Here is an 18103-nt window from a genome sequence, read left to right as displayed (position 1 = left end):
GTTATTTTCTCACTAATTGCAGCTCAAGCGGTGTTGCTGCATTGAATGATATTAAATTAAGACCCGATTTAGTTAAGCGATTAAAGCGCGTACTAAATGCTTGCTCAGCATTTTTAGCAAAGCGTTCTCTAAAGTTGTTATCCATTAATGGTAGGGCAAAGTCTTGACCATTTGCATTAACGGTGACAGCTTGCTTAAACGCAGGTAACTGATGCTCAAACGGATCGCTTATGTGGCAACCAATAAGCTCGCAGTGACGGCTTAATATTTCGAGTTGCTTAAAGCTGGCATCATCCAGAGCGTTAAAATCAGACACCAAATACACTAAGCTGCCTGGTTTTGCTAAATGATTAAGGCGCTTTAGGTTATCGCTAAAGTTGTTAGTGGCTGTTTTATCAATATTGTTGAGCGCTTGCTGGTGGTTGTCGCATAAATTATGACAAAGCTTAAGCACGGCTTTTTCGCGGGCGCTGGGCTTTAGCTCCAAATGCGAGTGCTGATTAAACACAATACCGCCAATTCTGTCGCCGCGCTGACACGCCGACCATGCAACAAGGGCGCTTATGTGCGCCGCTTGCACCGACTTTAATAGTAACTTTGAGCCAAACAGCATTGAGTTTGAAAAATCAGTAAATACAAACACAGGGCGCTCTTTTTCTTCTTGAAAGAGCTTTGTGTGAGTCTCGCCGGTACGCGCAGTGACTCGCCAATCAATAGATCGAATATCGTCACCTTGCTGATAATGTCGCACTTCGGCAAATTCCATTCCTCGGCCTTTGTGCGGTGCAAGGTATTGCCCTGTTAAGGTATTTTTTATTTTTACCTTAGGGGCAAGTTCAAGCAATTGCGCTTTGGCTTTGTAATACATCAGCTCTTTGAGTGCTAAATTAACACCGTGGCTATGGCTCTGTTTGAGCCATGCTTGGGATTCTAATTGTTTTTGCATAACTTATGGTACGGCTACAAGTTCAACTATACGGCTTATTACTTGATCTTTAGTAATGCCATCGGCTTGGGCTTCGTAACTTAAAATAATGCGATGACGCAGTACGTTATGCACAACAGCTTGAATGTCGTCAGGTGCTACAAAGTCGCGACCTTGAAGCCATGCATGAGCACGAGCACATTTATCAAGTGCTATTGTTGCACGCGGACTTGCACCAAACTCAATCCAGCTACCTAGTTGCGCATCTAATTTAGCGCCTTCACGGGTGGCAATAATAAGTTGTACTAGGTATTGCTCAAGCGGCTCTGCTAAATAAAGGCCTAGTATTTCTTTTCGCGCTGCGAATAAATCGCTTTGACTAATTTTTTGCAATACCGGCTGTTGCTCGTTAAGTGCTTCGCCGCGCGTTAAACGCAGTATATCAAGCTCATGCTCTGCGCCAGGGTAACCAATACTTAGGTGCAGTAAAAAACGATCCAGCTGTGCTTCTGGTAACGGGTAAGTCCCTTCTTGCTCTAGCGGGTTTTGTGTAGCCATAACTAAAAAAAGCTCGCTAAGCGGATAGGTGTTTTTACCTACGGTAACTTGGCGTTCAGCCATTGCTTCTAATAATGCTGATTGTACTTTGGCTGGTGCGCGGTTAATTTCGTCAGCTAAAATTAGGTTATGAAAAAGAGGGCCTTTTTCAAATACAAACTCACTAGTTTGTTGGCGGTAAATATCGGTACCTGTTACATCAGCAGGTAATAAGTCTGGCGTAAACTGTACACGCTGAAACGAGCCTTCAATGCCTTTTGCAAGTGCATTAACTGCACGTGTTTTTGCAAGACCAGGGGGGCCTTCTACTAATAAATGACCATCAGCTAAAATTGCAATAAGTAGCGCTTGAGTAAGCTCTGGCTGGCCAATAATTTGTGTATCTAAGTACGTTTTTAATTGTGAAAATGCGTTAGCTGCCATAATAAGTGGACTGTCCTCGTCAGCTGGGTTTGTACCTAATAGTGTTAGGTGATAAATACAGACCTATTTATAAGGTTTATAATTGGGTAACTCAAGAGTTAGACTTTATTTTTTAAAATAGTTCGTTATTTTTTAACGATTTTTAGCGTACCACAAAACTTTGTAAATGCGTCTAAAAAAGCCTATTGTGATAGTCGTAATTAAACACTGTTTATATAAATTTGTGTTTTTCTATTGGCTTTAGCACACGGGTTGTTTAGAATCGAGGAAAACAAACAGGTCAGACCTGTCAGCGGGAGAGCATAAATGTCTGAGCAAAACATACTAAAAACACCAAAGGGCGACCGTATTGCCATAGTTAGCGGCTTACGTACACCTTTTGCAAAGCAAGCAACAGCGTTTCACCATGTACCTGCACTTGATATGGGTAAGTTGGTGGTTAACGAAATGCTTGAGAGATTAAATTTCAACAAATCAGAAATTGATCAACTTGTATTTGGTCAAGTAGTACAAATGCCAGAAGCGCCAAATATTGCACGTGAAATTGTATTGGGCACAGGTATGCCAGTATCGGTTGATGCATATTCTGTATCGCGCGCATGTGCTACCAGCTTTCAGGCAATTGCCAATGTAGCTGAGTCTATTATGGCGGGATCTGTAAGCGTAGGTATTGCAGGCGGCGCAGATTCGTCATCAGTACTGCCAATTGGTGTTAGTAAAAAGCTAGCAGGCAGCTTAGTTGATTTAAATAAAGCGCGTACGCTTGGTCAACGCTTAAAAATATTTTCAAAACTACGTTTAAAAGATTTATTACCAGTGCCACCTGCAGTTGCAGAGTACTCAACAGGCCTTTCGATGGGGCAAACTGCTGAGCAAATGGCTAAAACACATAATATTAGCCGTGAAGATCAAGATGCATTAGCGCATCGTTCTCACTCACTTGCAACGCAAGCATGGGCTGATGGAAAGTTAAAAGATGAAGTGATGACGGCGCATTTACCGCCATATAAAAGCTTTATTTCAGAAGATAACAACATTCGTAAAAATTCAACGGTTGAAGGCTATGCAAAGCTTAAACCGGTGTTTGACCGTCAGCACGGTACTGTTACCGCAGCAAATGCAACACCATTAACTGATGGTGCAGCGGCTGTACTTATGATGAGCGAAAGTAAAGCAAAAGCACTTGGCTACGAAATACTAGGTTACGTACGTAGCTTTGCATTTTCGGCAATTGGTGTAGAAAAAGACATGTTAATGGGTCCTGCTCATTCAACGCCTATTGCACTAGATAGAGCGGGTATTACGCTTGCTGATTTAGATTTAATTGAAATGCACGAAGCGTTTGCATCGCAAACACTTGCCAATATGAAAATGTTTGCTTCAGACAAATTTGCACAAGAGCATTTAGGTCGCAGCAAAGCAATTGGCGAAATTAACATGGATAAGTTTAACGTTAACGGCGGCTCTTTAGCATATGGTCACCCATTTGCAGCAACAGGTGCACGCTTAATTACGCAAAGCTTACACGAGCTTAAACGTCGTGGTGGCGGTTTAGCATTAACAACAGCGTGTGCTGCTGGTGGTTTAGGTGCAGCCTTTGTATTGGAGAGCGCGTAATGACAGATTCAGTATTTAATTTAGCGGTAGATGAAAACAAAATCGCCATTGTGACTATTGATGTACCGGGTGAGAAAATGAATACCCTGCGCAGTAGTTTTGCCGACGACTTAAAAGCGTTATTAGAAGACGCTAAATCGCAAAACGTAAAAGGCATGGTATTTATAAGCGGAAAAAGCGATAACTTTATTGCAGGCGCCGATGTAAAAATGCTTGATAGCGTTCAAAAGCGTGAAGATGCTTTAGCGATTAGCGAGCTATGTCATCAAGCGTTTTTTGATATGACAAAACTGCCATACACAACAGTAAGTGCCATTCATGGCGCTGCATTAGGTGGTGGTTTAGAGTTTGCTTTAGCGTGTGATTACCGTATTGGTACCGACAGCGATTTAACAAAAATTGGCTTACCTGAAGTACAACTTGGCTTATTACCAGGTGGTGGCGGTACGCAGCGTTTAACTAAAATTGTAGGCATTCAAAAAGCACTAGAGTGGATGCTAACAGGTAAGCAAATTCGTCCTAAGCAAGCTAAAAAAGCAGGCGTGCTTGATGATTGTGTACCGCACAGTGTACTTTTAAAAGTAGCAAAAGAATTTGCCGCGAAGAAAAAGCCACAAGCAAAAGAGCCAAAGCTCGACAATATTAGTAAATTATTAGAATCTAACCCGTTTGGTCGTAACTTTATCTTTAAAAAAGCTAAAGAAAACGTACTTAAAAAAACGGGCGGGCATTACCCAGCACCACTAGCTATTATTAAAGCAGTGCGAGCTAGTGTAGAGCTTGATGAGCTAAAAGCGTATAAAACAGAAGCTGAGAGCTTTGCAACACTTGTAATGAGTGATGAATCTAAAGCGCTTCGCGGTATTTTCTTTGCAACCACTGAAATGAAAAAAGAGTGGCGCAATGATGACGCACCAGCAATTAGCAAAACCGCTGTTTTAGGTGGTGGACTAATGGGCGCTGGCATTGCGCACGTAAGTGCTGTTAAAGCTAAAGTGCCGGTACGTATTAAAGATGTAGCAGAGCAGGGCATTAGTAATGCAATGAGCTACACCTATAAAATTTTAGATAAACGCCTTAAACGTCGTATTATGTCTAAAGCTGATGTGCAGTTAACAATGAACCGTATTACAGGCACAACTGACTACAGTGGCTTTAAACACATTGATTTAGTAATCGAAGCGGTGTTTGAAGATCTTGCACTTAAGCAAGGTATGGTTGCAGACGTAGAGCAGCAATGCCAAGCAAATACAATTTTTGCAAGTAACACGTCATCATTACCAATATCGCAAATTGCAGCGCAGGCAGCACGTCCTGAAAATGTAATTGGCTTGCACTACTTCTCGCCTGTAGAAAAAATGCCATTAGTGGAAATTATTCCACACGAAGGTACATCTCAAGAGACCATTGCCCGCGTTGTTAACTTTGCACGTAAGCAAGGTAAAACGCCAATTGTTGTAAAGGACATGGCCGGTTTTTATGTGAACCGTATTTTAGCGCCTTACTTAAACGAAGCTGCTAATTTGATGCTTTCGGGTGAGCCAATTGAAAAGATTGATGCAGCCCTTGTTGAGTTTGGCTTTCCGGTAGGACCGCTGGCTCTACTTGATGAAGTAGGTATTGATATTGGCTCTAAAATTGCCCCTATTCTTGAAAAAGAATTAGGTGAGCGTTTTAAAGGCCCTGATGCATTTATGCGTATGATTGATTCAAAACGCCTTGGCCGTAAGTCTGGTCGTGGTTTTTATGAATACGATAAAAAAGGCAAAAAGGTTGATGAGTCAGTTTACGAACTATTGGGTGTTACCCCGGCTCCACGTTTAAACAAGAGCGAAATTGCTAAGCGTTGTGTGTCGCAAATGCTTAACGAAGCAGTACGCTGTTTAGATGATGGCATTATTGCCAGCCCACGTGATGGCGACATTGGTGCAATATTTGGTATTGGTTTCCCACCATTTTTAGGTGGCCCATTTAGCTATATGGATAAATTAGGCGCAAGTAAAATAAGCTCTGATATGTCTACATTGGCTAACAATAACGCTAACTTTGAGCCGTGTGAATCACTGGTAACAATGGCAAGCTCTGGTGCTACTTTTTATAACACAAAGCCTGTTGAGGTTGTAGCTCCTGAAGTACAAAGCACTGAGCCACAAGAGCAAAGTGTAATTGAGCCTGAAATTACTAAAGAGATTGAAACGAAAGAATAAAGTTTCTACCATCTATAAAAAACCGCATTTAAATGCGGTTTTTTTTTAGTTTTTATAAATAAATGAGGAGCTTAATGACATTATTTACACAAAGATTGAGCATGTACCAAATAGAGGAGTCTGATTGGCCTCTTTTTCTAGCGCTTCATCGCGATCCTCAAGTCCTTAAGTATTGTTTTGATATGCCAATGGAGTCACTTGTAAGAAACCGTTTTGAAATACGCTTACCTAAGTGGAATGCTAAATCACGGCATCCACTGTGTTTACTCATTATTAATAATCAAACAAAACAACCTGTGGGTGTTACAGGTTTTGCCTATGACGGAGAAACCGCAGAGCTTGGTTATTTATTATTGCCAGAGTATTTTAATAAAGGCTACGCGACAGAATCCCTAAGAGCTGTGATTGACTGGGCATGGAAAGAATGTGGTATTAGGCAGTTTAAAGCAGTCGTAACGCGTGGCAATATTGGTTCTGAAAGGGTGCTTAGTAAGTGCGGCTTAACCCATATCGATACACTTTTTAAAGTGCATACAATAGGCGAAAAGTTATACGACGATTTAATTTATACGCTTAAGGTGTAGGGTTTTAATGGGCTAGGAGCCTAGCCCAAAATGTGTTTACAAGTGAAGTAAAATAGCTTGTCGGTCTTTTTCTGGCATGTTTTCTACGACTAAATTAAATGAGTTATCAATCATTCTCTCAATTTCACCTTGTGCAATTGTGCCGTCTAAAATTACTGTGTTCCATAAGCGTTTATTCATATGGTAACCTGGGATCACTGCCGGGAAAATATCACGCAATGATATTGCTTCGTCAGGATCGCACTTTAAGTTAAGCCACCAAATAACTTCACCATCATCATTAGTTTCACCGTCATTGCCAATAGCAAGAGTCGCAAACATTTTATGATTCACTTTATATACATCAACCTCTTGCGCAAATGGTTTTGTAACCTGAACAAGTGGTTTTTTAACTAAATACTCATGTACTTTTTTCTGGTCCATGATCCATTCCTTGAAGTCATACTCGGTAAAGCTACAATAGCAGTTTTTTTCACATTTGATTATATGTATTTTAGTATAAATTAAAATTTTATAAGCTAATACAACATGTAGCGTAAAACCAACGTAATTTTAGTTGAACAAAATCCAGTTCGTGGTATGTTTCTGGCAATCAAAAAAATAATAGGAATTCACACATGCCAAAGGCGAGTGATGTTAAAAAAGGTACTGCTATTGACTTCAATGGCCGCGTTTTAGTTGTAAAAGATATTGTGCGCTCTGTGCCGCAAGGACGTGCTGGTGGTAGTTTATACCGTATGCGTTTATACGATGTGGTAACCGGTGGTAAAGTTGACGAAACATTCAAAGACAGTGACATGCTAACGCTGGCTGATTTAACACGCCGTGAAGTAATGCTATCGTACATTGATGGCGACGAGTATGTGTTCATGGATAATGAAGATTACACGCCTTACAACTTAAGCAAAGATGCTATTAGCGAAGAAATTTTATTTGTTAACGAAGAAACGCAAGGCGTACACGTAATTGTTATTGATGGCGCGCCAGTAGGGCTTGATTTACCGTCAAGTGTTGAACTTGTTGTTGAAGAAACAGACCCTTCTATTAAAGGTGCATCTGCGAGTGCTCGTTCAAAACCTGCACGTATGTCTACTGGCTTAAATATTTCTGTGCCAGAGCATATTTCAACAGGTGATCGTATTCGTATTAATACTGTTGAACACAAATTTATGGGTCGTGCTGAAAAGTAACTTGTAATACCAACCTGCATAAATCTTTGATCAATTTAACGAATTAAATTGCACTATAACGTCGTTAAAAGTTTTTTATTTAGAACAACTAGATATAAAAACTTTTGCCTAGGGCGTGTTGACCTTTCGTGGGTTAATTTGCAGCAGTATGTTTGGTTTTTAGGCAAGGCAGAGCCTATGTAGTGTGGTTATTCCCCATGAATAGGCGATAACGCAGCATAAATACCAAACATGCGCTGCCCTTTGGGTTCTTTCTAGGGACGATTAACTCTTTGTTGCTCGGTTCTTACTTAGCCCACTAGGTTACAAACCTCGCGCCGCGATTAAATCGCCCCTAGATTGAACAAATTTCAATCCACAAAAATCAACACGCCCTAGTTCTAGCGTAATTTTCTTAACGTTAAATAGACCCCATATATAAGCAGATTGGTATAAATTATAATTTTAAAAGCCGAATCTGTGTTTTACAGGTTCGGTTTTTTTGTGCGTGGGGGGATTTGTTGCTTTAAATTTAATCACGTTAGCGTTAGAATAAGCGCCGTATTTTTGAGCAACTCTAAGAGGTGACTTTGTTTATATTTTTACTAAGTATTACATTTATAACTTTAATGTATTTAGAAGCCATTAAAAAAGGAATGCCAATTAAGCGATGGCTTATTTTAGGCGGTTTACTTGGGCCTGTGGCCTGGTGCTTGTTTAATCTACATTATCGTCGTGCTTTAGTTAGAAATGTAGGAGTAAATGCATGTATATGGCGCCCTTAATTTATCGACGCTACTTTTTTATTTTTTCTAATTAAGCTTGGAGCTGCTTTAGTTTGTTGCTGCCTTAAAAATTCAGTAAATTCACTTTTTGATAGTGGCTTAGAATAGTAATAACCTTGTACTGTTTCGCAATTAAGCTTTTTAAGTATATCAATTTGATGAGCTTGTTCTACACCTTCAGCAACAACATGCAAATCAAGGTTATGCGCAATAGTGACTATTGAGTCGACCATATTACGCCCACGTTCGTTGGTCATGTCATCTATAAATGCTTTATCTACTTTAAGTGTATTAAGCGGAAATTGCTTTAAATACGCTAATGATGAATAACCAGTACCAAAATCATCCATTGCTAAATGAATACCTCGGGCACTTAACGAACGCATAATTGCAATGGCTTCTTTAGGGTCGTCCATTACTGTACCTTCTGTTATTTCAAGCTCTAAAAAGTAAGAAGGTAATTCGTTTTTTTGCAAAATAACGTCAATACGAGAGGTTAAATCGGGGAGGCTGAATTGCTTTGCTGATAAGTTAACAGCTACTCGACCGCTAAACAAACCGCTATCTAGCCATTCTTTTACGTCTCTGCAGGCTTTGTTTAATACCACTTCACCAATTTCAATTATTTGGCCAGTTTCCTCGGCTATAGGTATAAACACGCCCGGGCTAATAATACCTTTTTTAGGCGTAATAAAGCGCACTAATGCTTCCATTCCGGTTAGCTTACCTGTGCGAATATTCATTTTTGGTTGGTAGTACACTTCAAAATGATCTTCTTTTAAACCAAAGCGCATAAGGTTTTCTATTTGCAGTCGTTTGACGGCTTGGCGGTTCATCGTGTCGTTAAAAAATAGGTAGCTATTACCTTTCTTTTTAGCATGATACATCGCGGTATCTGCATTCTTTAAGAGCAGTTCAGGCGTATTACCGTCTTCTGGAAATAATACAATACCCACACTTGAGGTGATTGCTAGTTCGTGGCCAGCCATTTTAAATGGTGTAGCAATGGCTGCTAAAAACTGTTTTGCCATGCGTGTAATTACATGAATGTCGTTAGTGTCTGACATTACCAGAGCAAACTCATCGCCGCCTAAACGATAAAAGACATCATTCTCGCGGGTTAGTTTATTTAAGCGCATTGCTAGTTTAGCTAATAAGCTGTCACCTAGCTGATGTCCTAACGAGTCATTTATTTTTTTAAAGTTATCTAAATCGAACACAAGCAATGCGTGGTGCGAGTTGAGTTTTACTAGTTTATGTAAATCGGTAAAAAATAAATTTCGGTTAGGGAGACTGGTTGTGCGATCTCGGTTCGATAAATTATGTAACTGTGACTCGGCTTTTTTACGCTCTGTTAAATCGGAATAAACCACTACATAGTTGGTTATTTGATTTTGATCGTTTTTAATTTCATCTATCGATATTTCTATAGGCAATAAAATGCGTTCACTATTACGAAGTTTTACTTCTTGTTGAATATGTTCGCGCTCTTTTACTATTTCAATAATTTTGTTTGTATAGCTTGGCTCGTACCCAGATAGATTAAAATCTTTTCCTAAGTATTGCTCGCGTACGCCACCAAACAAGGTTAAAAAGCTAGGGTTTATATCAACCAGTTTAAAGTTTTTATCGTAAATTGCTAAGGCATCAGTGAGCGACTCAACACATTTAGCAAACAGGTTTAAGCGCTCTTCAGTTGATTTTAGCTGTGATATATCACGAACTGTACCTGTCATTCTTAGAGGTGATAAGTTAGCGTCTTTTTCAATTATTTTTCCGCGATCGAGTACCCAGTGCCAACGTCCAAATGTATCTTTGATCCGGTAAGTAGCTTCAAAAAAAGCAGACTGCTGCGCAAAGTGTACCTTTAATAAGTGCTCAACGTTATTAATATCGTGAGGGTGAATAAGGCCTTTATTTGGCGGAAACCCCATTAAGGTAGTTGAATCCATTAAGTACTTATCGTTAATACGAATAACTTCGCCTGTTTTTATGTTCCAGTCCCAAAGCGTATCGCCACTACCTTCTACAGTACTTTTAAGGCGTTTTTCAGAAAGGCGGAGCTGGCGACGTGATCGTCTAAGTTTGTGGATCACAAATAACAGGTAGGGCAAAGCAAGCGCTATAATGGCGCTTGCTAGTATAAGTATATTGTCGGAGTTGTAATTAAATGATGACTCAAAGGCAAAAAGCTCAAATGAGTAAGCAAGTACTACAAGCATGCTTAGTTTTATTATTATTTTTATCATTTTTTTATTACTTCTAATTTACAAATGATAATTTAAAACAAGCTAAACCTAGTGTCAAAGAGATTGAGAGTAAACGGGCATATTTTGAGATTTATTGACTTTTGCCGAGCTTAAAAGCTCATATCTTGGTCTATTATCATCAAATAGGCTTAGTGCATAAACTTTAAGTTCTTTTAGGGTTAGCGCATTTAAGGCATCTAAAAGTCGCTGCTGCATATGAAATTCATGATCTCTATTGCCTATAGCAAGCCATAACCTTTGTGAGCGCAGGCGCAGGTTTTTATCTTTTTCTGCAATATGAGTACTAAGGCCGTGTTTTTGCTGTTGCCAATCGTTTTCATCAAGTGCATCAATGTTATCAAGGTAGTTTTTAATAAAGCTGTTATGACGATGCAATAAAGTTTTTGCATCAAACTTAGGTGACTGCACATAAAACGCTATTCCTGCACGCGTATTAAATGGTGCATAACCTGCGCCTACTAAGTAGCCTAGCTGCTGTGTAGTTCGTAATTCATTAAAGTAATCTTGATTAATTAAATGATTTAACGCCATCATTTTTACTTTTTCGGCCACGCAATCCGTTTGCGCTTGATAGTAAATAACCATTGCATGGTCGCTACAAGGAAGTTCTAACTCGTAGCGAGTTACTTTTTTAATTTCAAATAGAGGGCGTCTTAAATCTTCAATTATGGCTGCATTTTTTAAGTGTTCTGCGACCTTTTTTTGAAAGCCTATTGCATCACTTTGCTGCCAGTTACCATGTAAAAATGATTCAACATGTAGTGCTTTAAAAAAGTCTGTTCTGAACTCGTTAAATTGCTGAAAACAGATGTTTTTTAATGCCGATGCAAGCTCCCCTGGTTGTGGATTCCAAGGCATTATTTTTGCGCCTAAAATGCTAAATAATTCACTGACCGGTTTGTTTTGATTGCTATTGCGCCAATGCCTTACAAGTTGTTTTTTATATTCAGCAAAGCGTTTTGCACAAATTTCTACATTAAAGAGTGCATCAATTAACTGATCAACTAGTTCTAGTTGGCTCGATGAAAGCCCTGCGGTATGTAGCGTCAACCCACCTTGATGAGACGTTAAATGGTAGCTAAGTCCCGCAAGTTCTGCTGGATAAAATTGCTCGCCCACGCTATCCATAAATAAATCAGTAAATAAGCGGGTGAGTGCCATATGTTTTACGTCTTTTACGGCAAAATCAGAATCCATGGCTAAATAAAAATGGCCTTTAGCAACACGAAATGTGTTGTCTTGTTTAAACCAAAAATCAAAACCAGGCTCTTTTACTAATAGCTCCGGTTTTGTTTGTGGTTTTACAACATCAAATAACACCACTTCTTTTGTTAAATAGGGATTTGCGGTAGGTAGTAGCATTTCGCTCAGCGGTTTGTTTATCTCGCTAAGGGCATCAAGCCAACTAGGTGAAACATGCTCTACTTTATATGGTGTGTTGTACCATGCCGTTTTATGCTCAGGCTCTACATCTGGATGTATAAGTACGATGCGCATATTATGAGGCGTTAACCATTGCATGGCCATTTCATGGGTTGCTTTTTTAAAGCCTTCCATTAAGTAGTCGCCTTGCAGGTAGTTTATTTCATCGTAATGCTGCATATTAATGCTTAAGTTACTGACCCAATCAATTAAGCGTGATTTTTCTTGGTTATCGAATGCTATTTGTAATAGATTTTTTTTATCTTGATATAAGCGCGGCAATTTTTCGGTGTTATCGTTAATTAAGCAAATGTATTCAAACACCATTTCAATAATGTCTTCAAAGTATTCAATGCCTTCATCAGTAAGCGCTAAACTAATATTAAAATCTTTGAAATTGCTGCCATTAATACCGCCGCCAGCAGAAAGCGCGTTTATCCAACCTTGCTCTTTTAAAATAGAATAAAGAGAACCAGCGCCTTCATAGCCAAGTAAATGAGCTATAAAGCTTACTGTTTTATGGCGATAAAAGTCATCAATATTAGGCATAGCAAAACTAATAATAAGCTTTTGCATATGCTTATGCGGCTCAATATGGAGTATTTTTCCTATGTCTTGCTTGCGATAGAGGGGTTCACTGATCTCTGGTTTTTTGAGACTTTTGTTCCCGTTAATCTCGCTAAAGTATGTGTTAGTCCAGTTTTGCAGTGTATCGAGCTCTTCATTAGCGCAAATAACCAAGGTCATCAATTGTGCTTGGTAATAGTCATTAAAAAAATCACGAAGCTCGTCGCTAATACAGCGCTCTCTGTCAGCTAAGGTTTGTAGGTTACCAACAGAAAATTTAGCAAATGGGTGAGCGGGATTTACCGTTTCTTTGTGGGCTTGATAAATACGGCGACCGTCGTCTTTTATTTTTAGTTTAAACTCGGCTTCAATTGCGTTGCGTTCTTTTTCTGTTTCGGCTGAATTTAAAAGAGGGGCAATAAAAAAGCGGCTAAATTGGGTAAGCGCTTGTTCAAATTCTTGATTGTTAATATCAAAAAAGTAACAGGTATGCTCAGTGCCGGTCCATGCGTTTGTGTTACCACCGGCTTGGGAAACAAAGTTATTAAAGCTGCCTGAATCTGGGTATTTGTCTGTGCCTAAAAAAAGCATATGTTCTAAAAAGTGTGCTAGACCTTGCCTATCAAGAGGATCGTCAAAATGCCCGGCGTTAACTGCCATTGATGCCGCCGCTTTCGTAGAATCTTTATCTTGCACTAACAGTACTTTTAGACCATTGTCCAGTGTAAAGGCGCGGTATGCTCTGTTATCATTGCGGCTGATATTCAAATGATGCTCCTGAAACTAAACGTTTACTTGTTAACAACAGATGATGGCTTCAGGAAAGCGAAATATAGCTTGAAAATTTACCTGAGTCTCATGAAAGAACTATTTTAGAAATAAATAGGTTTATGATGTCAATATAGCTGACAAACGGGCACACTGGCTACTGTTTTATATTCTTTAATTGGTTGATTTTTTATGAAAACAATCCTAATAATGCGCCACGGTGAAGCAACACCAATGCAGGCTGATGATGCAGGTAGAAATTTAACCCAATCAGGGCATGATGAAGCTGAAAAAATGGGCCTTTGGCTTAGTAATTCATATCAACCCGATGCGCTGTTAGTTAGCCCTTACATTCGCGCTCAACAAACAGCTGCAGGTGTTTCTAAACATAACGTATTTAAGTTTAGTGAAACCACAGCTGATATTATCCCCGAAGGCAAACCTCAAGTTGCTGCTGATTACATCGAAACACTTATAGCTACTCACCCTCAATGCAATACATGGCTCATAGTAGCGCACATGCCTATTGTAAGTTATTTAGTGGACCAATTAAGCCCAGGCAATATGCCCATTTTTAATACGGGTGCCGTTGCTGTTATTAATTACGATGAGCAAACCCAGCGTAGTAGTTATGTAAGTATAAATGCCCCGGAAAACGTTTAAATATAAATAATTGAGTAAATTAAAATGACGATAGAACGCTTACAAACAGGCGCGCGCATGAGCCGCATAGTAAAACATAACGGCACTGTGTATTTATGTGGGCAAGTATGCGCCGACGCGCAAAAAGGTATTAAAGAACAAACTCAAACCATGCTCGATAAAGTAGAGGCGTTACTTGATGAGGCAGGGAGTTCAAAAGAACATATGCTTAGCGCAACTATTTACGTAAAAAGCATGGAATACTTTGCTGATATGAATGGGGTATGGGATGCATGGGTAACCGAGGGGTATGCGCCTGCACGTGCTTGTGTGGAAGCTAAAATGGCACGTGATGCTCTGCTAGTTGAAATTTCAGTCGTTGCAGCTTTAAAAGAATAATAGCTTTAATGACTCGCTCCCCCGTTGTACTTATCACCGGCTCTAGTCGAGGTATTGGCGCAGCTACCGCATTATATTTTGCAAAGCATGGTTATAATGTTTGCATTAATTATAAAGCAGATTTAGCTAATGCAATGTCGGTTGCAGAAAAAGTAAAGCGATTAGGTCTTGAGGTTGAAGTAATTCAGGGCGACGTATCACTAGAGGCTGACGTTTTAGCTTTATTTATGCATATAGATAAGGTCTTTGGTCGACTTGATGTACTAATAAATAACGCCGGTATTTTAAAGCTACAAATGCCTTTGTTAGATATGAGTGCTGAGCGCATAAACAAAGTTTTGACTACAAACATTACCAGTGCTTTTTTATGTAGTCGTGAGGCACTAAAGCGAATGGAAAATGGCGGCAGTATTGTTAATGTGTCCTCTGCGGCTGCTAAAACGGGCTCTCCTAATGAGTACATTGATTATGCAGCATCTAAAGGTGCAATGGACACATTTACTATTGGCTTAGCAAAAGAAGTAGCAAGTAAAGGTATTCGTGTTAACTCGGTTAGACCTGGGCTCATCTATACTGATATGCATAGGGATGGTGGCGAAAAAGACCGAGTCGATCGGCTTAAAAGTAAATTACCTCTTGGTAGAGGCGGTACACCCGAAGAAGTGGCTGCAGCAATTTATTTTTTAGCTTCAGAGCACGCTTCTTTTACAACGGGTAGTTTTGTTGATGTAGCCGGCGGTTTGTAGGCTAAATTAATAAAGCTAGCCAAAACGTAAAGCTAATAACACTTAAGATGGTAGACAATACCACAGCCCCAGCAAGAGTAGCTTCATGCTGCTTTATTTGACTCGCAATAAGATAAGCATTTACGCCTACAGGGGACGCACTTAAAAGTACCAATACGTTAAGTATTTGCGTGTCTAGTTTGAATACATAAGTACCTACCAATAAAACTAGCGCAGGCAATAAAAATATTTTTAAAATTGATGCTATTAAGGCCGGTTGCCAATTTGCTGCTATTTTATAAAAAGCTAAATTTGCACCAAGTACAAATAACGCACAGGCAATTGCTGGTTTAGCTAATAGCTCTAAACTATTTGCTAAGTCGGTGAACAGTGTTACTCCTAATATGTTTAATATAAGCCCGCACCCGATACTCAGTACTATTGGGTTTAACACCATACTTTTCCCAAAGTGCGACCACGAAAATTTATCGCTACTACCTTTAGCCCCTATTAAAAAAGTAAGTGCAAATAACAATGTGCTATGAAAAGTAATAATCATAAACGCAATGGCTATCATCTCTTTGCCAAGCGATGCAATAACAATAGGAATACCCACTAACACCATATTTGAATAGCTAGAAGCAAGTCCAAATACACCGTGTTGTTGGTAATTTTTTAAATGCTTTTTACTTAAATAAAAGCGGTCAATTAAAATACCGACCCCAAATACACTCAGAACAGGTATGTAAAAGCTCAAAAATGCAAAAAGGCTAATGCTTTGCTGTAAGTTAATTTGCGACATATTTAATAATAAAAAAGCAGGCAAACTAATATAAAAAGTGAACTTACTCAGGCCTGCAATATGCTGCTTTTCGAAAAATTTTAATCGGCAACAGCTATAACCTAGCCCAACTATGAAAATGAGCGGAAAAATAATTGAAAAAATATGCACGTAGTTACATCCTAGTAATAGCTAAAGTTAGCGTCTAAATTCATCACTTTGCGGTAAGTTAATTAGTATAAGTACTGCACCTCTACCACCATATTCGAGAGGAGCTTGATGCATTGCTATTACGTCTGGGTGCTGTACTAAGTATTGAGGCACTTTGTGCTTTAGTACGCCGCCGCCAATACCGTGCACCACACATGCACAATAGTAATGCTGCTTTTTACATTCGTGAATGAGTCCAGCGAGTTCATCTTTAGCAAGTTCTTTATTTAAACCATGTAAATCTAGCGTCAAATCGGGTGCAAAGTCACCACGGCGAAGCTGTTTAGCTAAAAAGCTGTCTTGGCCTGGTTTTACATATTTAACCGTGCCGTGGGTGTCTATATCGGGAATATAAACGTCTGAGAAGAAAAATTCAGATTGAGCCTGCTTTTTTTGCTGGGCAAATTGCTTAGCTTGTGACACCTTAGGCTTTGTATCAAAACGATGAGTATCTTGTTTAAATACCTTGGCGCCTGTGATCGTTTGACGAAATAAGCTTATGTCGTCATTGCTTAGGGACGAATGTGATGGAGTGTCTTTTTTCATAACTATTACCTAAACAAAAAAACGTAAAAACGCAGCGCAAAAGGCGGTACAATACTTAAATGAGGGGCAATTGTAATTTGCCCAGCGCAGATAGGCAATGCAATCGTCTTAAAGACTCAAAACAGTCAGTAAGCTAATACAGGTAAAAATATATGAGCGATTTACAAATAGAAGAAGCAACACTCGAAGAAGCCGTTGCAGAACTGTCAACTTTACATGACTGGTTACGTTGGACTACAAGCCAATTTGCAAGTAGTAGTATATTTTTTGGACACGGTACAGATAACGCATGGGATGAAGCTGTAAGCTTATTACTGCCTGCGCTTAGCTTGCCTGTTGATGCGCCAAAAGAATTAATGCACGCGCGTTTAACAAGCACAGAAAAAAACCGACTTGCGGGTCTTATTGCAGAACGTATTAACGACTGCACACCAGTACCTTACTTAACAAACATTGCATGGTTTGCGGGTATGCCATTTTATGTGGATGAACGTGTACTTATACCTCGCTCACCGTTTGCTGAGCTTATCAGCAATCGCTTTACACCTTGGCTTGAAGAGCCACAATCGGTTAACCGCATATTAGATTTATGTACGGGGTCGGGTTGTATCGCAATTGCACTTGCGCAAGCTTTTGAGGAAGCACAAGTTGATGCGGTAGATATATCGTATGAAGCACTTGAAGTGACAGATATTAACATTAACGATTACATGTTAACTGACCGTGTGTTACCCATTCAGTCTGATGTATTTAGCGGTGTACCAGGTCAAAAATACGACCTAATAGTAGCAAACCNCCCGCCGTATGTTGATGCAGAAGATATGGCTGACTTGCCACGTGAATTTCATCATGAGCCAGAGCTTGGACTTGCATCAGGCCACGATGGTTTAGACGTAACGCGTACTATCTTAAGTGAAGCGAGTGAGCATCTAACTGATAACGGTTTGTTATTTGTAGAAGTTGGCAACTCTATGGTACATATGGATGCACTGTATCCGGGCGCGCCGTTTGAATGGATTGAATTTGAACAAGGCGGCTTAGGTGTATTTGTAATTAGCAAAAAACAGCTAGATGAGTATTTTTCAAAATAAGTAAAAAATGAATAGCCAAGCCTTGTGCTTGGCTATCGGTAGTCATTAGGAATGAGGAAAGTTAATGGCAGGTAATAGCATTGGACAGTTATTTAAAGTGTCCACCTTTGGTGAGAGCCACGGCGTTGCATTAGGCGGCGTTGTTGATGGTACTCCCGCAGGTCTTGAAATCACAGAGGCCGACTTACAAATTGATTTAGATCGCCGAAAACCAGGCCAAAGCCGTTATACAACGCAGCGCCGCGAAAGCGATCAAATAAAAATATTAGCAGGCGTTTTTGAAGGTAAAACCACAGGTACTAGCATTGGTTTATTAATTGAAAACACCGATCAACGCTCGCAAGATTACGGCAAAATTAAAGATGTATTTCGCCCAGGTCATGGCGATTACACGTATTGGCATAAGTACGGCTT

17 protein-coding genes are annotated in these 18103 nt (G+C 39.6%); 10 read left to right on the top strand and 7 right to left on the bottom strand.

Features of this window, described 5'->3' with window-relative positions:
* Position 1 precedes the first annotated feature (1 nt).
* Complete coding sequence (locus tag L656_RS0105265; RefSeq protein WP_024598408.1) at positions 2 to 946, bottom strand: DUF58 domain-containing protein; 945 nt, start codon at positions 944 to 946, stop codon at positions 2 to 4.
* Between the two features lie 3 nt (positions 947 to 949).
* Entirely contained in the window at positions 950 to 1906 is a 957-nt protein-coding gene (locus L656_RS0105260; protein ID WP_024598407.1) for an AAA family ATPase, read from the bottom strand.
* Positions 1907 to 2212: 306 nt separating this feature from the next.
* Between L656_RS0105260 and fadI the strand changes: the two genes are divergently transcribed.
* The 3 genes from fadI to L656_RS0105245 all read left to right on the top strand — a co-directional run bounded on the left by fadI (position 2213) and on the right by L656_RS0105245 (position 6314).
* Positions 2213 to 3523 carry an acetyl-CoA C-acyltransferase FadI gene (gene fadI, locus L656_RS0105255; RefSeq protein ID WP_004335629.1) on the top strand — a complete coding sequence of 437 codons (1311 nt, stop codon included), beginning with the start codon at positions 2213 to 2215 and terminating at the stop codon, positions 3521 to 3523.
* Positions 3523 to 5730: a fatty acid oxidation complex subunit alpha FadJ gene (gene fadJ, locus L656_RS0105250; RefSeq protein WP_024598406.1), complete on the top strand. Its 2208-nt coding sequence runs from the start codon at positions 3523 to 3525 to the stop codon at positions 5728 to 5730. The genes fadI and fadJ overlap by 1 nt, the downstream gene beginning before the upstream one ends.
* A gap of 74 nt (positions 5731 to 5804) precedes the next feature.
* Entirely contained in the window at positions 5805 to 6314 is a 510-nt protein-coding gene (locus L656_RS0105245; RefSeq protein WP_024598405.1) for a GNAT family N-acetyltransferase, read from the top strand.
* 36 nt (positions 6315 to 6350) lie between these two features.
* On the opposite strand, the gene L656_RS0105240 is transcribed toward L656_RS0105245, so the two are convergent.
* A complete protein-coding gene (locus L656_RS0105240) occupies positions 6351 to 6737 on the bottom strand; it encodes an MmcQ/YjbR family DNA-binding protein (protein ID WP_024598404.1) in 387 nt (128 codons plus the stop codon).
* Between the two features lie 194 nt (positions 6738 to 6931).
* Between L656_RS0105240 and efpL the strand changes: the two genes are divergently transcribed.
* Positions 6932 to 7504 (top strand): elongation factor P-like protein EfpL, encoded by a 573-nt coding sequence (gene efpL, locus L656_RS0105235; protein WP_007580599.1) that lies wholly within the window; start codon positions 6932 to 6934, stop codon positions 7502 to 7504.
* A gap of 569 nt (positions 7505 to 8073) precedes the next feature.
* Entirely contained in the window at positions 8074 to 8268 is a 195-nt protein-coding gene (locus tag L656_RS1000000123430) for a hypothetical protein (protein WP_024598403.1), read from the top strand.
* Here the strand turns inward: L656_RS1000000123430 and L656_RS0105225 are convergent.
* Entirely contained in the window at positions 8265 to 10517 is a 2253-nt protein-coding gene (locus L656_RS0105225; protein WP_024598402.1) for a sensor domain-containing protein, read from the bottom strand. The genes L656_RS1000000123430 and L656_RS0105225 overlap by 4 nt on opposite strands.
* 54 nt (positions 10518 to 10571) lie before the next feature.
* Positions 10572 to 13295: an insulinase family protein gene (locus tag L656_RS0105220; RefSeq protein WP_024598401.1), complete on the bottom strand. Its 2724-nt coding sequence runs from the start codon at positions 13293 to 13295 to the stop codon at positions 10572 to 10574.
* 192 nt (positions 13296 to 13487) lie between these two features.
* Between L656_RS0105220 and sixA the strand changes: the two genes are divergently transcribed.
* From sixA to L656_RS0105205, 3 genes are read left to right on the top strand one after another with little or no spacing between them, the layout of a single operon-like run.
* Positions 13488 to 13958 (top strand): phosphohistidine phosphatase SixA, encoded by a 471-nt coding sequence (sixA, locus tag L656_RS0105215; RefSeq protein ID WP_024598400.1) that lies wholly within the window; start codon positions 13488 to 13490, stop codon positions 13956 to 13958.
* 24 nt (positions 13959 to 13982) lie between these two features.
* Entirely contained in the window at positions 13983 to 14336 is a 354-nt protein-coding gene (locus tag L656_RS0105210) for a RidA family protein (protein WP_024598399.1), read from the top strand.
* Between the two features lie 8 nt (positions 14337 to 14344).
* The gene (locus L656_RS0105205; RefSeq protein WP_024598398.1) at positions 14345 to 15082 is read left to right on the top strand and encodes an SDR family oxidoreductase; all 738 of its coding nucleotides are present in this window, start codon (positions 14345 to 14347) and stop codon (positions 15080 to 15082) included.
* A 1-nt stretch (position 15083) separates the two neighbouring features.
* On the opposite strand, the gene L656_RS0105200 is transcribed toward L656_RS0105205, so the two are convergent.
* Positions 15084 to 16013 carry an AEC family transporter gene (locus tag L656_RS0105200; RefSeq protein WP_024598397.1) on the bottom strand — a complete coding sequence of 310 codons (930 nt, stop codon included), beginning with the start codon at positions 16011 to 16013 and terminating at the stop codon, positions 15084 to 15086.
* A gap of 27 nt (positions 16014 to 16040) precedes the next feature.
* On the bottom strand, positions 16041 to 16598 hold the full coding sequence (gene smrB / locus L656_RS0105195; protein WP_024598396.1) for an endonuclease SmrB: 558 nt from the start codon (positions 16596 to 16598) through the stop codon (positions 16041 to 16043).
* Positions 16599 to 16750: 152 nt separating this feature from the next.
* Between smrB and prmB the strand changes: the two genes are divergently transcribed.
* Both prmB and L656_RS0105185 read left to right on the top strand, forming a co-directional pair.
* On the top strand, positions 16751 to 17689 hold the full coding sequence (gene prmB / locus L656_RS0105190; RefSeq protein ID WP_024598395.1) for a 50S ribosomal protein L3 N(5)-glutamine methyltransferase: 939 nt from the start codon (positions 16751 to 16753) through the stop codon (positions 17687 to 17689).
* A gap of 64 nt (positions 17690 to 17753) precedes the next feature.
* A partial coding sequence (locus tag L656_RS0105185) for a chorismate synthase (RefSeq protein WP_029750632.1) occupies positions 17754 to 18103 on the top strand: 350 nt, incomplete at its 3' end.

Source organism: Pseudoalteromonas sp. TAE56 (assembly GCF_000497955.1).
In the GTDB taxonomy this organism is placed as follows: Bacteria; Pseudomonadota; Gammaproteobacteria; order Enterobacterales; family Alteromonadaceae; genus Pseudoalteromonas.
This window is presented reverse-complemented; position numbering and strand designations above follow the sequence as displayed.